This window comes from Rhizobium sp. P44RR-XXIV, from assembly GCF_001999485.2.
Taxonomy (GTDB): Bacteria; Pseudomonadota; Alphaproteobacteria; order Rhizobiales; family Rhizobiaceae; genus Rhizobium.
Genome location: NZ_MPVZ02000029.1, coordinates 692,373 through 711,821, shown reverse-complemented (window position 1 = coordinate 711,821; position 19,449 = coordinate 692,373). Strand labels below are relative to the sequence as shown.

The 19,449-nt window shown below is 58.7% G+C and carries 17 protein-coding genes and 1 pseudogene; 7 read left to right on the top strand and 11 right to left on the bottom strand.

Features of this window, described 5'->3' with window-relative positions:
* Positions 1–31 precede the first annotated feature (31 nt).
* Positions 32–1,762 (bottom strand): diguanylate cyclase, encoded by a 1,731-nt coding sequence (locus tag BSK43_RS29335; RefSeq protein ID WP_169055481.1) that lies wholly within the window; start codon positions 1,760–1,762, stop codon positions 32–34.
* Positions 1,763–2,039: 277 nt separating this feature from the next.
* Positions 2,040–2,354, bottom strand: a complete 315-nt coding sequence (locus tag BSK43_RS29330; protein ID WP_136687334.1) for a hypothetical protein — start codon at positions 2,352–2,354, stop codon at positions 2,040–2,042.
* A 556-nt stretch (positions 2,355–2,910) separates the two neighbouring features.
* Between BSK43_RS29330 and BSK43_RS29325 the strand changes: the two genes are divergently transcribed.
* The 3 genes from BSK43_RS29325 to BSK43_RS29315 all read left to right on the top strand — a co-directional run bounded on the left by BSK43_RS29325 (position 2,911) and on the right by BSK43_RS29315 (position 5,220).
* On the top strand, positions 2,911–3,456 hold the full coding sequence (locus BSK43_RS29325; RefSeq protein WP_077468227.1) for a GNAT family N-acetyltransferase: 546 nt from the start codon (positions 2,911–2,913) through the stop codon (positions 3,454–3,456).
* Positions 3,457–3,535: 79 nt separating this feature from the next.
* Positions 3,536–4,495, top strand: a complete 960-nt coding sequence (locus tag BSK43_RS29320; protein WP_077468226.1) for an acetylxylan esterase — start codon at positions 3,536–3,538, stop codon at positions 4,493–4,495.
* The gene (locus BSK43_RS29315) at positions 4,492–5,220 is read left to right on the top strand and encodes an alpha/beta hydrolase-fold protein (protein ID WP_068392551.1); all 729 of its coding nucleotides are present in this window, start codon (positions 4,492–4,494) and stop codon (positions 5,218–5,220) included. The genes BSK43_RS29320 and BSK43_RS29315 overlap by 4 nt, the downstream gene beginning before the upstream one ends.
* A 41-nt stretch (positions 5,221–5,261) precedes the next feature.
* Here the strand turns inward: BSK43_RS29315 and BSK43_RS29310 are convergent, their stop codons facing one another.
* On the bottom strand, positions 5,262–5,450 hold the full coding sequence (locus BSK43_RS29310) for a hypothetical protein (protein ID WP_068392552.1): 189 nt from the start codon (positions 5,448–5,450) through the stop codon (positions 5,262–5,264).
* Between the two features lie 354 nt (positions 5,451–5,804).
* Here BSK43_RS29310 and BSK43_RS29305 point away from each other — a divergent pair.
* Positions 5,805–8,140: pseudogene (locus BSK43_RS29305) on the top strand (glucose/quinate/shikimate family membrane-bound PQQ-dependent dehydrogenase).
* 57 nt (positions 8,141–8,197) lie between these two features.
* Here the strand turns inward: BSK43_RS29305 and BSK43_RS29300 are convergent.
* The 3 genes from BSK43_RS29300 to BSK43_RS29290 all read right to left on the bottom strand — a co-directional run bounded on the left by BSK43_RS29300 (position 8,198) and on the right by BSK43_RS29290 (position 11,379).
* Positions 8,198–8,776 (bottom strand): mitochondrial large ribosomal subunit protein uL15m, encoded by a 579-nt coding sequence (locus BSK43_RS29300; RefSeq protein ID WP_077468225.1) that lies wholly within the window; start codon positions 8,774–8,776, stop codon positions 8,198–8,200.
* Between the two features lie 70 nt (positions 8,777–8,846).
* Positions 8,847–10,130: a DUF763 domain-containing protein gene (locus tag BSK43_RS29295; protein WP_077468224.1), complete on the bottom strand. Its 1,284-nt coding sequence runs from the start codon at positions 10,128–10,130 to the stop codon at positions 8,847–8,849.
* A gap of 112 nt (positions 10,131–10,242) precedes the next feature.
* Entirely contained in the window at positions 10,243–11,379 is a 1,137-nt protein-coding gene (locus tag BSK43_RS29290; protein WP_077468223.1) for an aminotransferase class I/II-fold pyridoxal phosphate-dependent enzyme, read from the bottom strand.
* A 125-nt stretch (positions 11,380–11,504) separates the two neighbouring features.
* On the opposite strand from BSK43_RS29290, the gene BSK43_RS29285 reads away from it, so the two are divergent.
* Positions 11,505–12,179 carry a PAS domain-containing protein gene (locus tag BSK43_RS29285; RefSeq protein WP_077468222.1) on the top strand — a complete coding sequence of 225 codons (675 nt, stop codon included), beginning with the start codon at positions 11,505–11,507 and terminating at the stop codon, positions 12,177–12,179.
* Between the two features lie 45 nt (positions 12,180–12,224).
* Here the strand turns inward: BSK43_RS29285 and BSK43_RS29280 are convergent, their stop codons facing one another.
* The 5 genes from BSK43_RS29280 to BSK43_RS29260 form a co-directional block, all read right to left on the bottom strand.
* Positions 12,225–12,962, bottom strand: coding sequence for an aspartate/glutamate racemase family protein (locus tag BSK43_RS29280; RefSeq protein ID WP_077468221.1), 738 nt, complete (start codon positions 12,960–12,962; stop codon positions 12,225–12,227).
* A gap of 4 nt (positions 12,963–12,966) precedes the next feature.
* Positions 12,967–13,788 (bottom strand): ABC transporter permease, encoded by an 822-nt coding sequence (locus BSK43_RS29275; protein ID WP_077468220.1) that lies wholly within the window; start codon positions 13,786–13,788, stop codon positions 12,967–12,969.
* A gap of 1 nt (position 13,789) precedes the next feature.
* Entirely contained in the window at positions 13,790–14,701 is a 912-nt protein-coding gene (locus BSK43_RS29270; RefSeq protein WP_077468219.1) for an ABC transporter permease, read from the bottom strand.
* Positions 14,702–14,767: 66 nt separating this feature from the next.
* The gene (locus tag BSK43_RS29265; RefSeq protein WP_068392566.1) at positions 14,768–16,066 is read right to left on the bottom strand and encodes a PotD/PotF family extracellular solute-binding protein; all 1,299 of its coding nucleotides are present in this window, start codon (positions 16,064–16,066) and stop codon (positions 14,768–14,770) included.
* Positions 16,067–16,095: 29 nt separating this feature from the next.
* Positions 16,096–17,184, bottom strand: coding sequence for an ABC transporter ATP-binding protein (locus BSK43_RS29260; protein ID WP_077468218.1), 1,089 nt, complete (start codon positions 17,182–17,184; stop codon positions 16,096–16,098).
* Between the two features lie 269 nt (positions 17,185–17,453).
* Here BSK43_RS29260 and BSK43_RS29255 point away from each other — a divergent pair, with 269 nt between their 5' ends.
* Together BSK43_RS29255 and BSK43_RS29250 are read left to right on the top strand one after the other, a co-directional pair.
* Positions 17,454–18,167, top strand: coding sequence for a GntR family transcriptional regulator (locus BSK43_RS29255; RefSeq protein ID WP_068392568.1), 714 nt, complete (start codon positions 17,454–17,456; stop codon positions 18,165–18,167).
* A 60-nt stretch (positions 18,168–18,227) separates the two neighbouring features.
* Entirely contained in the window at positions 18,228–19,430 is a 1,203-nt protein-coding gene (locus BSK43_RS29250) for an amidohydrolase family protein (protein WP_205910673.1), read from the top strand.
* The last annotated feature ends 19 nt before the right edge of the window (positions 19,431–19,449 follow it).

The window sequence follows — 19,449 nt, the reverse complement described above, 5'->3', positions numbered from 1 at the left end:
CTCTCCGCAGCGCTGAACGCCTGCGGCTCGATCATGCTGCGTCCGCGCCACCTGAGCCATGATCGCCACCTCCCACGGTCGGCGCCGTCGTCTTTTCCGCAGGCACGTCGGAAGAGCAAACCAAATTGCGGCCATTGCGCTTGGCTTGATAGAGCCGCCTGTCTGCTACAATGGCTAACTCTTCCCAGTGGTCGAATGTGCATTGGGGCCGCCAGTCGACGCCGAAGCTGGCTGTGACGGTCAGCTGATGTTCGTCGTTGATGATCGTTTTCGCCAATGTCTCTCGCAGCCTTTCCGCAGTTGCCTGTGCGGATGCCTCGGTCACGTCCGTCAATACGATGATGAATTCCTCGCCGCCATAGCGAGCGAACAGATCCTGCGAGCGAAGGCACGGGGCCAGGGTCTCCGCTGCCCTTTGAAGAACCAGGTCTCCGACAAGGTGGCCATAGCGATCGTTGATCGACTTGAAATGGTCGATGTCGAACATGATGACGCCGATGCCGAGGGAACCGTCTCTCGGCACAGTCAGCAATTCCCCCACCGCCTCACCAAGGGCACGGCGATTGAGGAGACCGGTGAGTGCATCCGTCTGCGAGAGACGCCGAAGCTCCTCCGTCATCGATTTGCGCTCCATCTCCAAATGCCTCTTGAGGCGCTGTTGCTCCCGAAGCAGATCGAGCCGCTGGAACATCTCGCGCACTTCATGCCCTGCGTGAGGCATCGGCGTTGGCTGCAAGAGATTACCGGCCGCGATATCGTCGATCTGCCGTATAGCCGCAAGCATCGGCCGGAAAAGCGATCGCCCGAGCAGATAGGCCAAGCCGACGACCACCGATATCGCCACGCCGGCCAGAAGTGTCGAAACCAGCATGGCGTTGAAGGCTTTCTCGCGCGCGGTCTCGAGAGAAGTGAGCGCTGTCTCTTCGATCAATTCGCGCAGGACTTCGGTAGATTTCATCCCGGGAACGTACTTCGCGGTAAATTCAGCCGGCGTTGGCGAATTGCTACCATTCAATCCAAATGCAACCCGTTGGGCATAGGGCAATGAGCCGGAGAAGTAGTTTACCGTTACCTGATCCAGCAATTGCGCAATGGCCTTGGACTCAAGGGTGGCGGGCGCATAGGTCTTCAGAAGCGCGTTCACCTCGAACAACCGGTTCAATTCGCTGTCGAATGCGGCGCGGTAATGCGAGCGCGCCTGCCCTTCCGAAGTCATCATCATGACGACATAGGATCCCACTCGTCCGGCTCGCTCCCTTAGCGTTCCGGCCATCGAGGTCAACATCACTTCGGCACCGGTCTCGGGCGCCAAAGCGATGATCGATCGTCCCGCAACGTCGCGATAGTCCTGAGCACGGTCCGCAGCACGGAACATTGCCTGGATGGCTTCGGCTATCTTTGCACCACTGCGCTCGCCGCGCGGGGTTGCCGCCACCGCGTCGACAGCACTCCTGCCGGCGCCCAATTGAGCTTTAACCGCCATGAACGCGCTGCGCATCTCCGGCGACGCATCTATCTCCGTCCGAAAAAGTGTCTCGACGCTGGCGATATTTCGGTCGGTCTCTTTGCGGCTCTCGTTGAGTGCCGCGGTAAATTGAGGCCGTTGCTCGTCGGATGCGCCCATAAGGCTGTTTGCAGGTCCACGTTCCCGCGAGATCGCGGCGGCGGTGTGCAAGGCGACATGAAACCGATTGAACTCTGTTACACCTCGCTTGTAGTTGTTGTAATCCGACAAGCTGAAGGCGATCGTCGAGCCAGCCATTATCAAGCAAACCATGATAACGGCTATTGCCCCTATCCATTGCAGCTGTTGAATTTTAAGCCGCCACAAGAAATGCACTCCGCAAACAAACATCTGGCCCAGATTACACCAGATTTGGTAGAATCTTCACTTAACGAACAGACCTAAATATTTCTCCCACACGCACGACCGACTCTGTGTTTCGCAACAGGTCTTGGCGGTGGCTCGTGAATATTAAGTGAAGGAAACAAATCGCGGCGAAAACTACGAAGCTCGAAGTGGCGGCCGTCGCGAAGACCTAATATTGCACGAAAACCTGTGGCATAAGGTTTGCGCGCGCCGAATAATGCGGCTGGCCGACCACGTGCGAAATCACCAGGGCATAGACAAGAATCGAACCGACGACGATGGCTATCCCACTCAGCGGAAAGTTCGGCCTGGATGTTGCGTTGGGTACCGAGATTTTCTGCACATTTGTACGAGGACGGCTCACCTCGAGCTTTGGCATTGCCGTAAAGGGAATTTGCAGCTCCCTTTCCAGGCGAGCCTGTGCGTCAGGGCGCTTACCGTAACGCATTAAGGGCCTGAACTGGATAATTTCGCCCATTTTCATGCGGTCCCTTTACCGCTCGCGGCTATTGCCCATTGTCCTGGTTACTATCAGTATCAGTAAAATCGACGGGAACGACAATCTTTTCTGGCCGATTGCCGCTATGCGGAACGATTACTGTGACGATACAGCGGTTCTCACGCGGCTTGACGGATAGCAGCCGCCCTTTTGTTTTTGACAGCACCTGGTCCGCGGCATTCGAGCAATCCTGGATTTTATCGCCGGATTGAACAACCTGACCCTGTCCCGCCAATACCGGGCCTGCTATCGAGATTCCGACAAGTGCTGCTGAGATCCTGATCATTGCGACAGTATATCTCAACGGGGACGCGGATGCGACCTTGGTCGGCAAGAAAGCGAGCCATTTTGCATGATCTTTTCGTTGCTTGTGACCTGGCCGCCCATGACGCTTCTCGCGCGTTGTCCAGGCAGGCCGGATGCACGCGTCGGTGGACATTCAGAGCGAATTCGTGGATGGAGATGCGGCGAAGCTCTTTAGCTTTGCGCAACATGCCGTTTAAAGCACCGCTATATCAACTATTCGCTGTAAAGGGTCGCCATGCTTACTCTCGAAACTTCCCGGCTCATTCTAAGGCCCTGGCAGGATCGTGATCGCGAGCCCTTTGCCGCCATCAATGCCGATGCCGAAGTGAGGAAATACTATTATCCGAGCCTGCTGACGGCGGCTGAGACGGATGAGCTGATCGATGAAGCCAATGAACAATTGGCACAGGACGGATACGGTTTCCTGGCCGTCGAACGGAAGGTCGATGGCGCGCTGATCGGCGGCGGCGGTCTGTCGCGTCCCGGACCGGAAGTGCCCGGTGATTTCCCGCTGGAGATCGGCTGGATTCTCGGGCGCGCCTATTGGCGCCAGGGCTACGCCACGGAGATCAGCCGTTGCTGGATTGATTTTGCCTGGCGGCAGTTGGAGGCCGATTGCCTCATCGGCTACACCTCGGACATCAATCTTCCCTCCCGGCAGGCGATGGAAAAGATCGGCATGGTTCGCGTCGAGGATGGGGATTTTGACGATATCACAGTGCCGCCGGGACATATTCTGCGGCCACATGTGCTATACCGCATCGACAGGCCGGCGCCATAGACACCGCAAGTAGCAGACGCAGTGGCGGGCCGCCGATCACGATCTTGCGCCGCTGAGGCATTCACGCGACAATTCTCCCATGAGCATACCGACAATCCATCCCTTCGCCTTCGATCCCACCTATGGCCTTAAGCCGGAGCAGTTGCGAGCCATCGAACCGCCGCAAGCGCCTGATGGGTTCGATGATTTCTGGCAGAAGCGCTACACCGCCGCCATTGCAGTCGACCCGCAGCCAAGGCTTCGCCATAGCAAACTGCACCATGACAAGTGGCATGTCTTCGATGTCAGCTACACCTCGACCGATTCAATTCAAATCAACGGCTGGCTTCTCATTCCAAGGCATGGGCAGGTCAGTCGTGGCCTTGTTGTCGGGCATGGCTATGGCGGCAGGGACCAGCCCGACTTTGATCTTCCTCTGAAAGAGACGGCGGTGCTGTTTCCCTGTTCACGCGGCCTGTCCCTCAGCGCCACTGCGGAAATTCCGGCGGATGCGCCGGGCCATGTTCTCCATGGTATAGAGAGCCGCGATACCTATGTCATCGGCGGCTGTGTCGAAGATCTCTGGCTTGCGGTTTCGGCGCTGGAGACGCTCTATCCCTGGATTGCCGGCCATATTGGCTATAGTGGCATCAGCTTCGGCGGCGGTCTCGGCGGCCTCGCAATTCCTTTCGATGCACGGATCGATCGCGGCCATCTGGTGGTGCCAACCTTTGGCGATCGGAAGGCTTGGCTGACCTTGCCCACCGTTGGCAGCGCCGACTCGGTCCAAGCTTATCAGAAGGAACACGGAAGCGTGTTTGAGACGCTGCGCTTTTTCGATGCCGCGATCGCTGCAAGCCGCATCAAGGTGCCGATGCTCATTGCTCCCGCTCTTTTCGATCCTGCAGTTGCGCCGCCCTGTCAGTTCGCCGTCGCAAATGCGACGCAGAAGTTTAACGAAATCTTCATTCTCGACGCCGGCCATTTCGAATACACTGGCATGGAGGAGCAGAACGCAATTCTGCGAGACAAGGTAGGGCAATTTTTCAAGGTGTCATGAACCGAGAATATCTGCGCTGGTACAGCCCGCGGCTGGAACGAGACATGGAGCTGCTGGTGTTCGGCCATGCAGGCGCCAAAGTCCTGATGTTTCCGACGAGAGACGGGCGCTTCTGGCAATATGAGCAGATCGGGATCGTGGCCAGCCTCGCGGAAAAATTGAACGCGGGACATCTTCAGCTTTACTGTATCGAGGGGCTCGCCGGCGAAACCTTTTACGGTTCGGCTCGCCATCCGGCCGAGCGCATTCGCCGTCACAGGGCTTTCGAGGAATATATCCTGAACGAAGTCCTGCCCTTGATGGCGGAAAAGAACCCGCATGATTGCACCATCGTCCATGGCTGCAGCCTCGGGGCCTTCCAGGCTGCAAGCCTGGTCTTTCGCCACCCTCACCTCTTTCGTAAACTCGTCGCCTTCTCGGGCCGCTACGACCTGACGATGCAGGTGGAATCCTTCAGTGATCTCTTCGACGGCTATTACGACGACGACATCTATTTCCACACACCGACGCATTTCCTGCCCGGACTAGGCTCGGACTGGCATTTGGAAAAGCTGCGGCAGGTCGATATCGTTCTGACGATCGGCGATGCCGATCCGTTTCTAGCCAACAACCGCCATTTGAGCCATCTCCTGGCCAGCAAACAGATCGATCATCGTTTGCATGTCTGGGATGGCCGAGCGCATCGCGCCGGCGCCTGGCGCAGGATGGCGCCGCTCTATATTTGAGACCGCCCTACGGGCTTGATCAGCAGTCGCTGCCAGTCAAATCAGACCAGACCAACAGGAATGGGTCTCATGACTTTGCGCGCACCATAGTCACGTTCGTGAGACTTACGATGCTGCTGCTCGTGACTTGCGGAGAACTCGATGTGGCTGCGCTCAACCATGCCATCTGGATAGGTCCCGGTGTCGTCGGTTTCGACTTCCGACTGCGCAGTGACGATCTTCAAATTCATCTCTAGTCCTCCGGCTTGGCACGGAAACCCTTGATTCCATGGTTTGTTCCGTTAGTATCCGCACAATTGTTAAAAAATTAACTACGTCCGTTAATGAATTTGGGCGTCGTGGTATCGAACTTGAACGACTGGTTGGATTGCGCCATTGTTGCAATCCAGGCGTTCAGTCTCCGAATTGGATCGGAGATCTGATGTATCGATACAATTGGCACCGGACACGACGCCGGCCGTCGTAGCCAACGCACTTTTTATGTATTTCAACTTCGTTCGGTGCCTGACCCAATAGGGGTGAAGCCGAGCTCTAAGTGCCTGCGATCAATCACTGTCAAATCGGCGGATAGACTGGAGCGGATCATGGCCATACTCATAACATCCATCATTCTGGCACTCGTTGGCCTAGCGCTCGGTGGTGGCGGCCTTTGGCTCGTGCTGCTTGGCGGCAGCGTCTTCTATCTTCTCGCCGGTCTCGCCTTCCTGGTGACCGGTATCCTGCTTGCCATGCGCAAGGCCGCAGCTCTCTGGCTCTACGCGGCTTTCGTGCTTGCGGCTCTTGCCTGGGCAATATGGGAAGTCGGTTTCGACTGGTGGCAGCTCGGTCCGCGCGGCGGATTGATCATCCTGATCGGTCTATGGCTGCTGACACCATGGATCAGGCGTCCACTCGGGTTCCGCAGCCTTGATGGTGTCCACTATGGCGCCAATCCTTGGCCGCTGGCAGCAACCCTGATCATTGCCGTCCTGATCGCTGTTTACTCGATGACGACAAATCCCCACGACCTATCTGGCGATCTGCCGACAACGGTGACGGCGAATGCGCCGACGGGAGGCGATGTGCCCGATGGCGAGTGGCATCACTATGGGCGCACATCTTTCGGCCAGCGTTACTCGCCTCTCGACCAGATCACGGCGCAGAATGTCGCAAATCTCAAGGAGGTCTGGCGCTACCAGACCGGTGATGTGAAACGTGCTGACGATATTGGCGAAACCACCTATCAGGTCACGCCGCTCAAGATCGGCGACACGCTCTTTCTGTGCACGCCGCATAGTTTGGCGATTGCCATCGATGCGAAAGACGGCAAGGAGAAATGGCGTTACGACGCCAATGCCGGCATGAACCCCAATCGCCAGCATCAGACTTGCCGAGGAGTCTCCTATTATCACGACAAGGCCGTGGCTGCCGGCGCGCCTTGCGCCGATCGCGTCTATCTTCCGACCTCCGACGCCCGGCTGATCGCGCTTGACGCAGCCAATGGTAAAGTATGCCCCAGCTTCGCCGATCAGGGCACGCTGCATCTCGAAACCGGCATGAAATACAATCCGGCCGGCTACTACTATTCGACATCGCCGCCCTTGATCGTGGCTGACAAAATCATCATCGGCGGCGCTGTCAACGACAACTACTCGACCCAGGAACAATCAGGCGTCATCCGCGCCTTCGACGCCAGAACCGGCGCGCTCATCTGGAACTGGGATTCAGGCAATCCCGACCAGACGGCGCCGCTACCCGCCGGACAGACCTACACCACCAATTCGCCAAACAGCTGGTCGGTCTCCAGCGCCGATGAGGCGCTGGGCATGGTCTATGTCCCGCTCGGCAACCAGACGCCTGACCAGCTCGGCATGGGACGCAGCGCCAATGTCGAGCGTTTCTCCTCCTCGGTGGTCGCGCTTGATATCAACACCGGCCAGCTGAAATGGGTGCAGCAGTTCGTCCATCACGACCTCTGGGACATGGACGTGCCGGCGCAGCCCGTGCTCTTCGATCTGACCAAGGCCGACGGCAGCGTCGTCCCTGCGGTGGTCGCCTCGACCAAGCAGGGCGACCTTTACGTGCTGGATCGTCGCACGGGTGCCGCGATCATACCCTTCAAGGAAATTCCGGCACCGGGCGGCACCATTCCGGAGGATCACGCCTCTCCGACGCAGCCGATCTCGGACCTGACCTTCTCGCCGCCGCCGCTTCAGGAAAAGGATATGTGGGGTGTCTCGCTGTTCGATCAGCTCGCCTGCCGCATCTCCTTCCATCTGCATCAATATGACGGCCGATACACGCCACCGTCCCTGCGTGGCTCGATCATCTATCCCGGCAACTTCGGCACCTTCAATTGGGGCAGCGTCGCGGTCGATCCGGAGCGCAGATCATGTTCGGCATGCCGACCTATCTGGCTTTCACCTCGAGGTTGGTGCCTCGCGCCGAGATCCCGCCGAAGGGAGAGGGAGACAAGGGTAGCGAACAGGGTCTGAACCGCAATGAGGGCTCCCCTTACGGCGTCTATATGGGCCCGTTTCTCAGCCCGCTTGGCGTTCCCTGCCAGGCACCGCCCTGGGGTTATGTTGCCGGCGTGGATCTGAAGACCGGCAAGATCGCCTACAAGCACAAGAACGGCACCATCTACGACATGACGCCGCTACCGCTGCCCATCAAGGTCGGCGTTCCCGGCATCGGCGGCCCGATCATCACCAAGGGCGGCGTCGCCTTCCTGGGTGCGGCAGTCGACGACTATCTGCGAGCCTATGACGTCACGACCGGCAAGCAGCTCTGGCAGGCACGCCTGCCCGCGGGCGGCCAGGCGACGCCGATGACCTATACAGCCAGCGACAACAAGCAATATGTCGTCATGGTGGCCGGTGGCCATGGCTCGGTTGGCACCAAGCCCGGCGACTATGTCATCGGCTACACGCTGCCGTAATTAGCATTGGGGGACTGCCTCGCCCCCAAGCGCTTGTGGGCGTCAATGCCGAAACGGCTAGGCGATCTGCTCAACGCGGCATTGCTGGCACAGCGGATAGGTATTCAGGAATGGCGCAAGCCGTTCGCGCATGATTTTGAAATCTGATCCGTACATGTAAAAGGCGGTTTCTTCCGGTCCTTGCCAATGGCTGCTGACCGCTCCAATGCCTTGCAACAGGCGCTGGCATTCCGCAAAAACATGATTGACATCAGAATCACGGTAGACCTCGTCTGGCAGGTCGGTACCGTTCAAATATAACGCCAACCCTTCCTGCAGGCCGAAATCAAGCCGCCGGTTCTGATCCGGGATATTCATCCGCGAGCCCTTTGGAGCCAGCATGGCCTCAAGGGTGCGCATAACCATTTCGATCGTCGCATCGGATGGGTCATCCAACTCGATCTCAATATCGCATTCGCTGACTTCGCCGTCGGGGGCCATCAAGGTGCCGCCGCCGACGACGCGTACGCCATGCTTGTGTTTCGCCATGGCGGCATCGAGAGCGTCTTCAATGTCGGCTCGATCATCCGGTTGCAGGCGTGCGTTCAGTGTGGCCACAACGACCATGGGTTTCTTTTTCTTGAAAAGATTGAACATGGGCTACCTGCTGCCTCCCCCGGCTTCAAAATCGCGAAAATCCCGGTTGTAGTTTGAGTTCCGCAACCGTTTATTGCAACGGCTTATTTTCCGCCGCCACGGCGTCGTCCTCGGAATTTGCCGGAGGCTCCCAGCCGAAGACACTGCGGCCGCCATAGGAGAACGATCTGTCAAATTCGCCGGCGACGATCTCCTTGAGATCAGGTCCAGTGACATATCGCTCCAAAATTCTCGACTGATCGTCCAGCCGCTTCAGGGCCGACAGCTCCTCATCTCGGCCAAGCCGCCCTTTCCTGACCGCAGATTTCATCACGCTGATGGTCTCGTCATAGACCTTCAATGGCACCGGAAAGGGATGCCGATCCTTGCCGCCATGGGCTAGCGAGAAGCGTGCGGGATCGGAAAAGCGGCAGGGCGCGCCGTGAACGACCTCAGCCACCATCGCCAGAGCTTTCACCGTCCGTGCGCCGACGCCGGGCGTCAGCAGCAAACCCTCGAAATCCACCGGGCCGCGATCGGCGGCAGCCGCGAGATTTCCATGCAGGCGGCGCATGTTCACATCTTCCTGGCGGACATCATGATGCGCAGGCATGATGAGGTATGGCAGCATCGGTTGAGCATCCTCCCTCCTGATTGCTGGAGCTTGTCCTTCCAGCACATTGAATTCACGAATGATTTTATCGGGACCAAGCGAGGCAAGCAGATCGAGCTGGCGGTTGCGGGAATGTTCGGCCCGCCGATCGGCGAGATTGATGATCTCTCCCTGCTCCCGCCCCTCGATGGCGGCATGAGGCGAATCCAGGAAGTTGGTCAGCCCCTCGGATAACCAGTGATAGCGCCGTGCCTGTCGACGGTCGCCGTTCATGCCCTGCTGGATGACGACCCATTTGCCGTCATCGGCCACGATGAAGCCATGCAGATAGAGATCGAAGCCATCCTGGAGCGCTGCACTATCCACCTTGGCGATCAGCCGGCTGGTGCTGGCAAGCGATGTTCCATCGATCCCGACCCTATCTCCGATGTGAAGCAACTCCTCCGGTGTCCTACGCGAATGCGAGCCGCGACCGCCGCAGACATGGATGCCGAGTTCACCCGAAAGCGGGGTCAGGCCACGCTTCAACGCGCCGAGCACGCTTGTGGTGATGCCGGAGGAATGCCAGTCCATGCCCATGACGGCGCCGAAGGACTGGAACCAGAATGGATTGGCCAAGCGGCGAAACAGTTCGTCACGGCCGTAGTGCTGCACGATCGCCTCTGTGATGACGGCACCCAGTCGCGTCATCCTCTCCCCAAGCCATCGCGGCACGCGGCCGCCATGCAACGGCAGGTCAGCTTTGCCAGTTCTCTGCGCCAAATTCGTCACTCTCGATCTGAGGTGACGATATTCTAGCGTCGATCGTCGATTTGCACCATATGTTCTCTTTTTGTCCCGATTTCGCGGTGCCAGAGAACCGGCGAGACAATCGCTAGGAGTGATTGCGCAACAAATGGGAGCGCATCGCCGCAATTCCCTCATCAATATTGGCGCGGCCGAACCCTATGCGGAAGCGGTCGTCCGGCGTTGCAGTGAGTTCCGAACGATAGAGGCTGGCCGGCAAGAGCAGCACGCCTGCCTGCTCCACCAGATTGCGCGTGAAGGTCTCGACACCATCCACACCTTTGTAGCGTGGATAGCAGACGCAGCCGCCATCAGGCGTATACCACTCGAAAAGATCCTCGAACTCTGAAAACAAAGCCTTCAGCTTTCCGAGATTGGAAGCGATCAGCCGATTATTGCGATTGAGAATCCTGTCGGCATTCAGCAAGCCGATCTTCGCCAGGCTCTCACTCGGCCCGGAGTTGCAGATGGAGAGATAATGCTTCATCCGCTCCATCTTCGAAATCAGCGCGTGATCGCGGCAGGCAATCCAGCCAATGCGCAGGCCCGGCAAGCCATAGGCCTTGGACATGACGCCAAGCGAGAGGCCCCGCTCATAGGCATCGGCAGCGGCCTGCGATACCGGCTTGTTGTCGACGGTCAGGCCGCGATAGACTTCGTCGCTGAATAGCCAGATGCCATGCCGCCGGCAGAGATCCACCAGTGCGTCGAACCTCTCCTTTTCCAGCACCTTGCCCGTGGGATTGTGCGGGAAGTTGATCGAGATCAGCTTGGTATTGGGTCTGATCGCCTTGCTGACTGCATCGATATCGAGCGACCAGCCGTCTTCCGGATCAAGCGCCACCGCTGAGACGTCGCAAATGCTGAGGGGTATCGTTTCGGACGATTGATAGTTGGGGGTTACGATGATCGTATGATCGCCCTTGTCGAGAAGCGCATGCATGGCGATGTAGATGCCCTCCTCCGCGCCGGCGAAGCATAGAATATCAGCGCGCTGCATCTGCTGATAAAGCCCGGCGATGATGTCGCGCAGGGCCGGATCGCCGAAGGTCTCCGTATAACCAAGCCAGAGATTGTCGTAGGCGGACCGCTGCTCCGATGTCGCCATGTCAAGCAGTTCGGCCATCGTCATGCTCTGAGCGTCCGAGGCCGTCATGTGATAGCGGGCGCTGAACTCCCACTTCGAAAAATGAGTCTCGAGCTTGAAATCCGGCAGCAGCGGCATGGCGACATTCTCCAATGGTGGTCGCCACGCATTCGTGTCGGCCCTTACTATAGCCCGACAATTAGTAGCGCATTTACAAATTGTCAAATATAGAGTGAATGTAAATAATCAGAAGGAAAGAGGCTATGGCGCGAAAGACAGGCACAGGCAATGACCAATCAACCGGTTCTAAGGACTTGCTGCGCTTCGCTTCCGTCGCCGATGCCATTGCAATCCTGCTCAAGCCCCATGCGGAGGTCGTCCTTCACGACCTGAGAACGCAGACGATTGCTCATATCGCCAACAACCTGTCGCGGCGCGAAGTCGGCGGCTCCTCCCTTGCCGAGTTGAAGGATATCGGGTCGCTCGGCCTCGATGTCATCGGCCCCTATCGGAAGACGAATTTCGATGGTCGCCAGCTCAAGTCGATCACTGCTGTTTTGCGCGACGAGGCAGGCGAGCCATTCGGCTTGCTCTGTATCAATTTCGATATTGCGCCGATCGAGGCGGCTCGTGATGCGTTAGGTCTTCTGGCGGCTTTTCAGGATGTCGGTCCGCAGCCGTCTGCACTATTCCGCGCAGACTGGCAGGAAACCGTCAATGCCGCGATCGCGGACTTTCTCGGCGAACGAGGGCTGGCCGCTTCTGCACTGGCGAAGGAGGACCATGCTGCCCTCGTCGAGATGCTGGAACAGGAGGGCTACTTCTCCATCCGCAATCTCGTCCCCTATCTTGCGCGGGTGCTCGGCATTTCGCGGCCGACCGTTTACAAGCACCTGCGCGAAGCCCGGCAGAGGAAGCTGCCGAAGCCGACGTTCTGACCCCGTTTGAAAAATTGACGCCGCCGCGCCGACAGCGCTTGCCAGTTAGGCCGGCATCGGAGCAAAGCCGCTCATTGCGCCGGAAAAAGGCTTGGGCAAAGGCGAAGCATAGGAACTGCGCTTGCTGGTGGACAGGCCGAGAGACACCAGCGCTTCGGCCTGTTTGACCGCCGCCGCCACGCCGTCCACCACCGGGACGCCGTAGATATCCTGCAGCTCGCGAGCAAGATCCGTCATCCCGGCACAACCGAGCACGATTGCCTCCGCACCGTCTTCGACTAGGGCTCTCTCGATTTCCGCTCGCAGTTTTCCAATGGCGCTAGGAGACGCCTTCTCAAGTTCCAGCACGGGGATATCGGAAGCACGTACCTTGGCGCGAGCACCCATGCCGTAACGCTGCACGAGATTGTCGATCAGGATGCGCGAACGCTCGAGCGTCGTCACCACGCTGAACCGCTGTGCCAGAAAGCCCGCTGTCGCGACAGCCGACTCGCAAAGCCCGACAACGGGCACGTCGCAGAACATGCGGGCGGCTTCGAGACCGGTATCGTCGAAACAGCAGATGATCGCGGCATCGTAACCGACGCCCTGCCTCTCTTTCAATTCACGCAGCATGCCGGGTACGGCGAGAGCCCCGTCGTAATAGCCTTCGATCGAGGCCGGCCCCATCTGCGACGTGGCCGCGATGATCTCGGTGCCGGAGGCCGCGACTGCGCGGGCCGCTATCGCGGCCTTCTCGGTCATCGAGGCCGTCGTATTCGGATTGATAAGCAATAAACGCATGATCTCAGCTTTTCTTGGCCTGGCGGCGGCCAAGCATGGTCATAATCCCGAGTGCCAGGAGAATGATGGTGAAGGAAAACAACGTCGTCACCGTTCCAAGCGCATAGAGCACCGGCGTGGTGACGTTGGTCGTCATCCCATAGATTTCGAGCGGCAGGGTGTTGTAGGTGCCCGAGGTCATCAGTGTGCGGGCGAACTCGTCATAGGAGAGCGTGAAGCCGAACAGGCCGACGCCGATAAGGCTTGGTGCGATCATCGGCAGCACGACATAACGGAAGGTTTGCCACGACGTGGCGCCCAGATCCCGAGCCGCCTCCTCATATGCCGGCGAGAAGCGGTTGAAGACGGCGAACATGATCAATACGCCGAAAGGCAAGGTCCAGGTGAGATGTGCGCCGAAGGCCGAGGAATACCAGGCAGGCCCAAGACCACCCTGCTGGAAGACGACGCCGATCCCGAGTGAAATGATGATCGAGGGCACTACGAGGCTGGCGACCGTAGCATAGAACAGAAATGTCGAGCCACGGAACCTGCGGCGAAAGGCAAGGCCCGCCAAAAGCGAGACGACCACGGTGACGATCATCACCATGACGCCGAGGATCAGCGATCGCTGGAACGACGCGCCGAAATCGCCGACCGCCTGCTTCTCGAAGAGATTGGCGAACCAGTGCAGTGACACGCCGTTCAACGGAAAGGTCAGACCGCCGTCCGGCCCCTGGAAGGACAGGATGACGATCGCCGACAGAGGGCCGTAGAGGAACAGCACGAAAATGGTGAAGAAGATCGCCAGGACATAGAATTCCAGGCTGCGCTTTTCCCGGTTCATCTCAAAGCTCCTTGCGGATATCGACGATGCGCAGGATGGCTGCGACCATCAGCAGGACGACGATCAGGAGCACCACGGCATTGGCGGCCGCAGCCGGATATTGCAGCAGGGACATCTGGTTCTTCATCATCAAGGCGATGGAAGCGCTCTGGCCGCCGGACATCACCTGGACGGTGGAGAAATCCGCCATGACGAGGGTGACGACGAAGATGCTGCCGATCGCCATGCCGGGCTTGGCAAGTGGGAGCACCACATTCCAGAGCACCTGCCACCCGCTGGCGCCCGCATCCCGTGCGGCCTCGAACAGCGAGCGGTCAATTCGCATCAGCGTGTTGAAGATCGGCGTCACCATGAACAGGGTGTAGAGATGCACCATGGCCAGTACCACGGCGAAATCGGAGTAGAGCAGCCATTCGATCGGCTGCGGGATGATGCCCATCTCGATCAAGGTCGAATTGACCAGCCCATTGCGCCCGAGCACCGGTATCCATGAGATCATGCGGATGATGTTCGACGTCATGAATGGCACGGTGCAGACTAGAAAAAGGATCATCTGCGTCGACGTGCGACGAATGTGGAAGGCGAGGAAATAGGCGACCCAGAAGCCGATGAAGAGCGTCAGCCCCCAGACAATGACAGTGAATTTCAATGTGTTGAGATAGGTTTTCCACGTAACCCATGAACCCAGTGTGTCAGTGTAGTTCGTGGTCAGGAAGGCCGGGTAAAGGCTGGCGAAGTCATAGTCCCAGAAACTGACGATACCGATCATCGCAATCGGCAAAAGGAAGAAGAAGCCGAGGATCAGAAAGAGCGGAGTAGCCTGCAGATAGGCGACGGCCCAGGCGGGCACCCCAATTCCGCGTCCAGCTTTCTGTGTTTCCTGCTCCGCGTCCGAGGAAGCGATCGTCGCCATGGTCCGGCTCTCCATTGATGGGCCTCCCCCCGCATAGGCGGGGAGAGGAAATGACGGATATGCAGCTTAGGCGGCGATGAACTCGTTCCAGCGACGGACCATGTAGCGATCTTCGTCCATGACCGAATTCCAGCAGGCGACAGCGCCCATGCGGGCTTCGAAGGAACCACCGTCGCGAACGGCGCCGGCCTTCTCCATGACCTTGCCTTCCGGAGACAGGATATCGCCCTGTGCCGGCTTGCCTTCGATCCAGTAGCCCCATTCGTCGGCCGACATGAAGTTCTTGGCGGTGTCCATGCAGGCGGAATAGTAGCCCTGGCGGTTGAGGTAGCCGCCAACCCAACCGGACGTGTACCAGTTGATATATTCATAGGCGGCGTCGAGCTGGGCGCCCTTCAGATGCGAGGCGAGGCCAAGACCGCCGCCCCAGGCGCGATAGCCTTCCTTCAGCGGCTGGAAGGTGCAGGCGATGCCCTTCGAGCGGACGGCGGCGACGGCCGGCGACCACATCGACTGGATGACGACTTCGCCCGATGCCATCAGGTTGACGCTTTCGTCGAACGACTTCCAGAAGGCGCGGAACTGGCCGTCGCCCTTGGTCTTGATCAGGAATTCAATCGTCTTGTCGATTTCTGCCTTCGTCATGTTGCCCTTGTCGGCATATTTGATCTTGCCGGCGGCTTCCATGATCATCGCGGCATCCATGATACCGATCGACGGGATGTTGAGGATGGCGGTCTTGCCCTTGAAGGCCGGATCGAGAATATCGGCCCAGCTGGTGATCGGGCGGCCTGTCAAGTCGGGGCGAATGCCGAGCGTATCGGCATTGTAGATGGTCGGAACCATCGTCATCCACTGCGTCGGTTCCTTGGCGAATTTCTTCGAGCCCTGCGCTTCGACGAAGCCGACCGTGTGCGGCGCCGTGCCCTGGGCGATGACGCTATCCGGCTTCAGCTTGCCGTTGATGAAGAGCGGCACGATCTTGTCGTAATATTTGAGCTTCTTGACGTCCATCGGCTGCAGAACGCCAGCCGGGAATACCTTCTTGGCGATCCAGTATTCGATATCGGCGATGTCGTAGCTATCAGGCTGGGTGACGGCGCGCTGCGCTGCGGCGTCGGAATCGGTCGCGGTCATCTCCAGGGTAATGCCGAGGTCGGCCTTGCACTTCTCGGCAATCGCATTGATGTTCGAAACGCCGGTGCCGAACTGGCGCAGCGTGATTTTCGTTTGCGCCCAGACTGTGGGAAAGCCGGTGATGAGGCCAGAGCCCACAACCGCGCCGGCGGCGGCAGCTCCGCCCTTCAGCAGCGAGCGGCGGGAAATGCCCTTTGTCGCCTTGGTAGTCTTCGTTTCATTCGTCATGTCTGTTCCCTCTTTTTGATGTTTAGGAGTCATGCGGAAATGCGGCCGAGGAGGATGGCATCCCCCAGAGCCCAACTCAGGGAGACGGCATCGCCGACCGATAGGAATTTGGCTGAAACGTCGTCGTCGCTTGCGATCACGGTGAAATCGTCGCTGCCGGCGCCGATGACCGTGATCTTCACGGTCGCGCCTCGGTACTCGACATTGGAAACGACGCCATTGAACCCGAGACCCTTGCCGGCGGATGAGGAAAGGCGGACCCGATCGGTGCGGATGCCGATATCGACCGCCTCTCCCACCTGACGACCGGTTCCTCGCACGGAGAAGCTCTGCCCTTCCGGCGCCGTCATGGTGATGATGCCGTCCTCGCTCAGCGTCACTCGCCCGGACAGCACGTTATGATCGCCCATGAAGCGCGCGACGAAAGCGGTCGCCGGACGCTCGAAAACCTCGCGCGGGGAGCCAGCCTGCTCGATGCGCCCATCGTTCATGATGACGATGATATCGGCGAGCGCCATCGCCTCTTCCTGGCTATGCGTGACGTGGACAAAGGTGATGCCGAGCGTCTTCTGCAGCTTCTTCAGTTCGGCGCGCATGCGAATCTTCAGAAAGGGGTCGAGTGCCGAGAGCGGTTCGTCCAGCAGCAGCGCCTCGGGATCGGTGATCAGGGCGCGGGCGAGCGCAACACGCTGCTGCTGGCCGCCGGAAAGCTGCGCCGGGCGACGGTTGGCATAGGCCTCCATCTGCATGAGCTTCAGCATTTCCAGCGCCTTGGCGCGGCGCTCTTCCTTGTCGACGCCTTTCATCTTCAGGCTGAAGGCGACGTTGTCGATAAGGTCGAGATGCGGAAACAACGCATAGGACTGAAACATCATTGCCGTGCCGCGCTTGGCGGGCGGGAAATCGGTGACGACGATATTGCCAAGGCGGACGTCACCCGACGAAATGCTTTCATGTCCCGCGATCATGCGCAGCGTCGATGTCTTGCCGCAGCCGGAAGGGCCGAGAAAGCAGCAATAGGACCCTGCCGGTATTTTCAAGCTGATCGCATGGACGGCCGTCGTGGTGCCGTAGACCTTCGAAACGGACGCTATATCTATCTCTGCCGCTTTCGACATCATCTTCCCCTTTTGTATGGGAAAGACACTGCATCAATCATGCCAGTTTTGTTGCGCTGCACTAAATATTTGTAATTCCGATACTTTTATCGAGACCGCAGATATTTGCCCTTTATTAGGCAAGCTATCAATTGCCCATTTAATAGGCCATTGTCTTCGATATATGCAGGCAATTGTATACAATTTGACGTCATGTTTGCGCCAGATTTCATTTAACTTCCGTGGAAAACCGCGATATCATTCGCTTGAGATACCGGGTCGGCGACTTCATGAACTCTTCAGCAGATGCGCTTCAGGCGCCCAGCGATTCCACGGAAAATGGTGCCCAGCAGATTCGCGACGCAATTCGCGATGCGATCGTCGAGCGCAGACTTTCGCCCGGCACCAAGCTATCCGAAAGCGATGTCGGCAACTTGTTCAACGTCAGCCGCACGCTGGCGCGCGCTGCCTTGCAGGCTCTTTCCTATGAGGGCCTTGTCAGCGTCGAGAAGAACAGGGGCGCCTTTGTCGCCTACCCTTCCCCGGAAGAGGCCGGACAGATATTCGCAGCCCGCCGCCTGGTCGAGCCGGGCATTTTGAGGTCCGCGGCCGAGCGGATTACCCCGGTCCAGCTCAGGCAGTTAAGGCAGCTGCTTGTGGAAGAAGGCCGCTTGATGAGCGAGCGGGGTCAGCCCGCCCGCCGCGCCGAAATCAAGGCATCCGGTGATTTCCACCTGATGCTGGCCTCGATATCGGGCAACCTCATAATGCAGCGCTTCATGGAAGAGCTGGTCGCGCGCTCTTCGCTTGTGATCGCGCTGTATGGTCAATCCAGCGTTTCGAGCTGCGGTCATTCAGAGCACGGCGATATTATCGATGCGCTCGAGCGCAAAGACGTCGAGACCGCCTGCCATCTGATGCTTCACCATATCGCGCATATCGAAGCCGACCTCGATTTGCGCGAGCGCAAGAGCTTCGGCCTGAGAGAAGCCTTCGAGCGCTAAAGGCTACCCATATCGGGACCAGACCCGAGCGATTGAGCTTCAGCAGTGAAGGAGAAGCATTTGAGCGTGATCGAGACGCTTTTTACCCGCGCCAAGCTCGCCAATGGCTCGATCAGGGATATCGGCGTCACGGACGGCCGCATTGTGGCGATCGAGCCAACGGGATCGGCGGTCGAGGCCGGCCAGATCGTGGAACTTGAGAGTGCATTGGTCGTCCCGGGTTTCGTCGAGGGCCATATTCATCTCGATACCAGCTTTTATGGTGACGCCTGGATACCGCATAAGCCGTGCACCAACGGCTTCGACGTTCACGAACGCGTGGCGTTTCAGGCAGAGAACATGGCGCAGGCCGCTCCCATGGACGTGCGAGCAAGAAGCCAGCTCGACCTCTGCATCGCCAACGGCAGCACGCATATGCGCAGCCATGTCATGGTGGACGGTTCCGTCGGGTTGAAATCGCTTGAGACGATACTGGCCGTGCGCGAGGAATATCGCGGACTGATCGATATCCAGCTCGTCGCCTTCCCGCAAAGCGGCATTTTGATGAGCCCGGGAACGCCGCAGCTTTTGGACGAGGCGATTGCGATGGGTGCCGATCTCGTTGGAGGACTCGATCCCGCAAGCTTCGATCGCGATATCGAAAGGCATCTCGACGTCGTTTTCGGTGTCGCCGAGAAACATGGCGTCGGTGTCGATATCCACCTCCATGATGGCGGCACGCTCGGCCTGTTCACCATCGAGCAGATCTGCGCCCGCACACGCGCGCGCTCCATGGGCGGACATGTGGCCGTCAGCCATGCCTATGGGCTCGGCGATCTCCCAAGCGAGGCGGCAAAGCGTGCGGCGGCTCTGATTGCCGAAAGTGGCATTGCCATCATGACGAATGCGCCGGGCAGTTACTCTTTTCCTCCCGTCGCCCTGCTCCGCTCCGCCGGCGTCACCGTCTTCAGCGGCAGCGACAATATTCGCGACTCATGGTGGCCCTATGGCGACGGTGACATGCTGGGGCGTGCGATGATGATCGGTTATCGTTCCGGCTTCTATACGGATGACGAATTGAAAGCCGCCTTCGACATCGTCACCGAAAGCGGCGCCAGAGCGCTTTGGCTTGAAGACTATGGCTTGCACATCGGCGCAAAAGCCGATTTTGTAACGTTGAAGGCTGAGCATGTGCCGGAGGCTGTCGTCGCTGTTCCGAAGGGACGCTCGGTCTACAAGGCCGGCAAGCTTGTCGCCAGAGATGGCGCGGTTCTGCGGAGCTGAGACAAGACAACCACCCCAC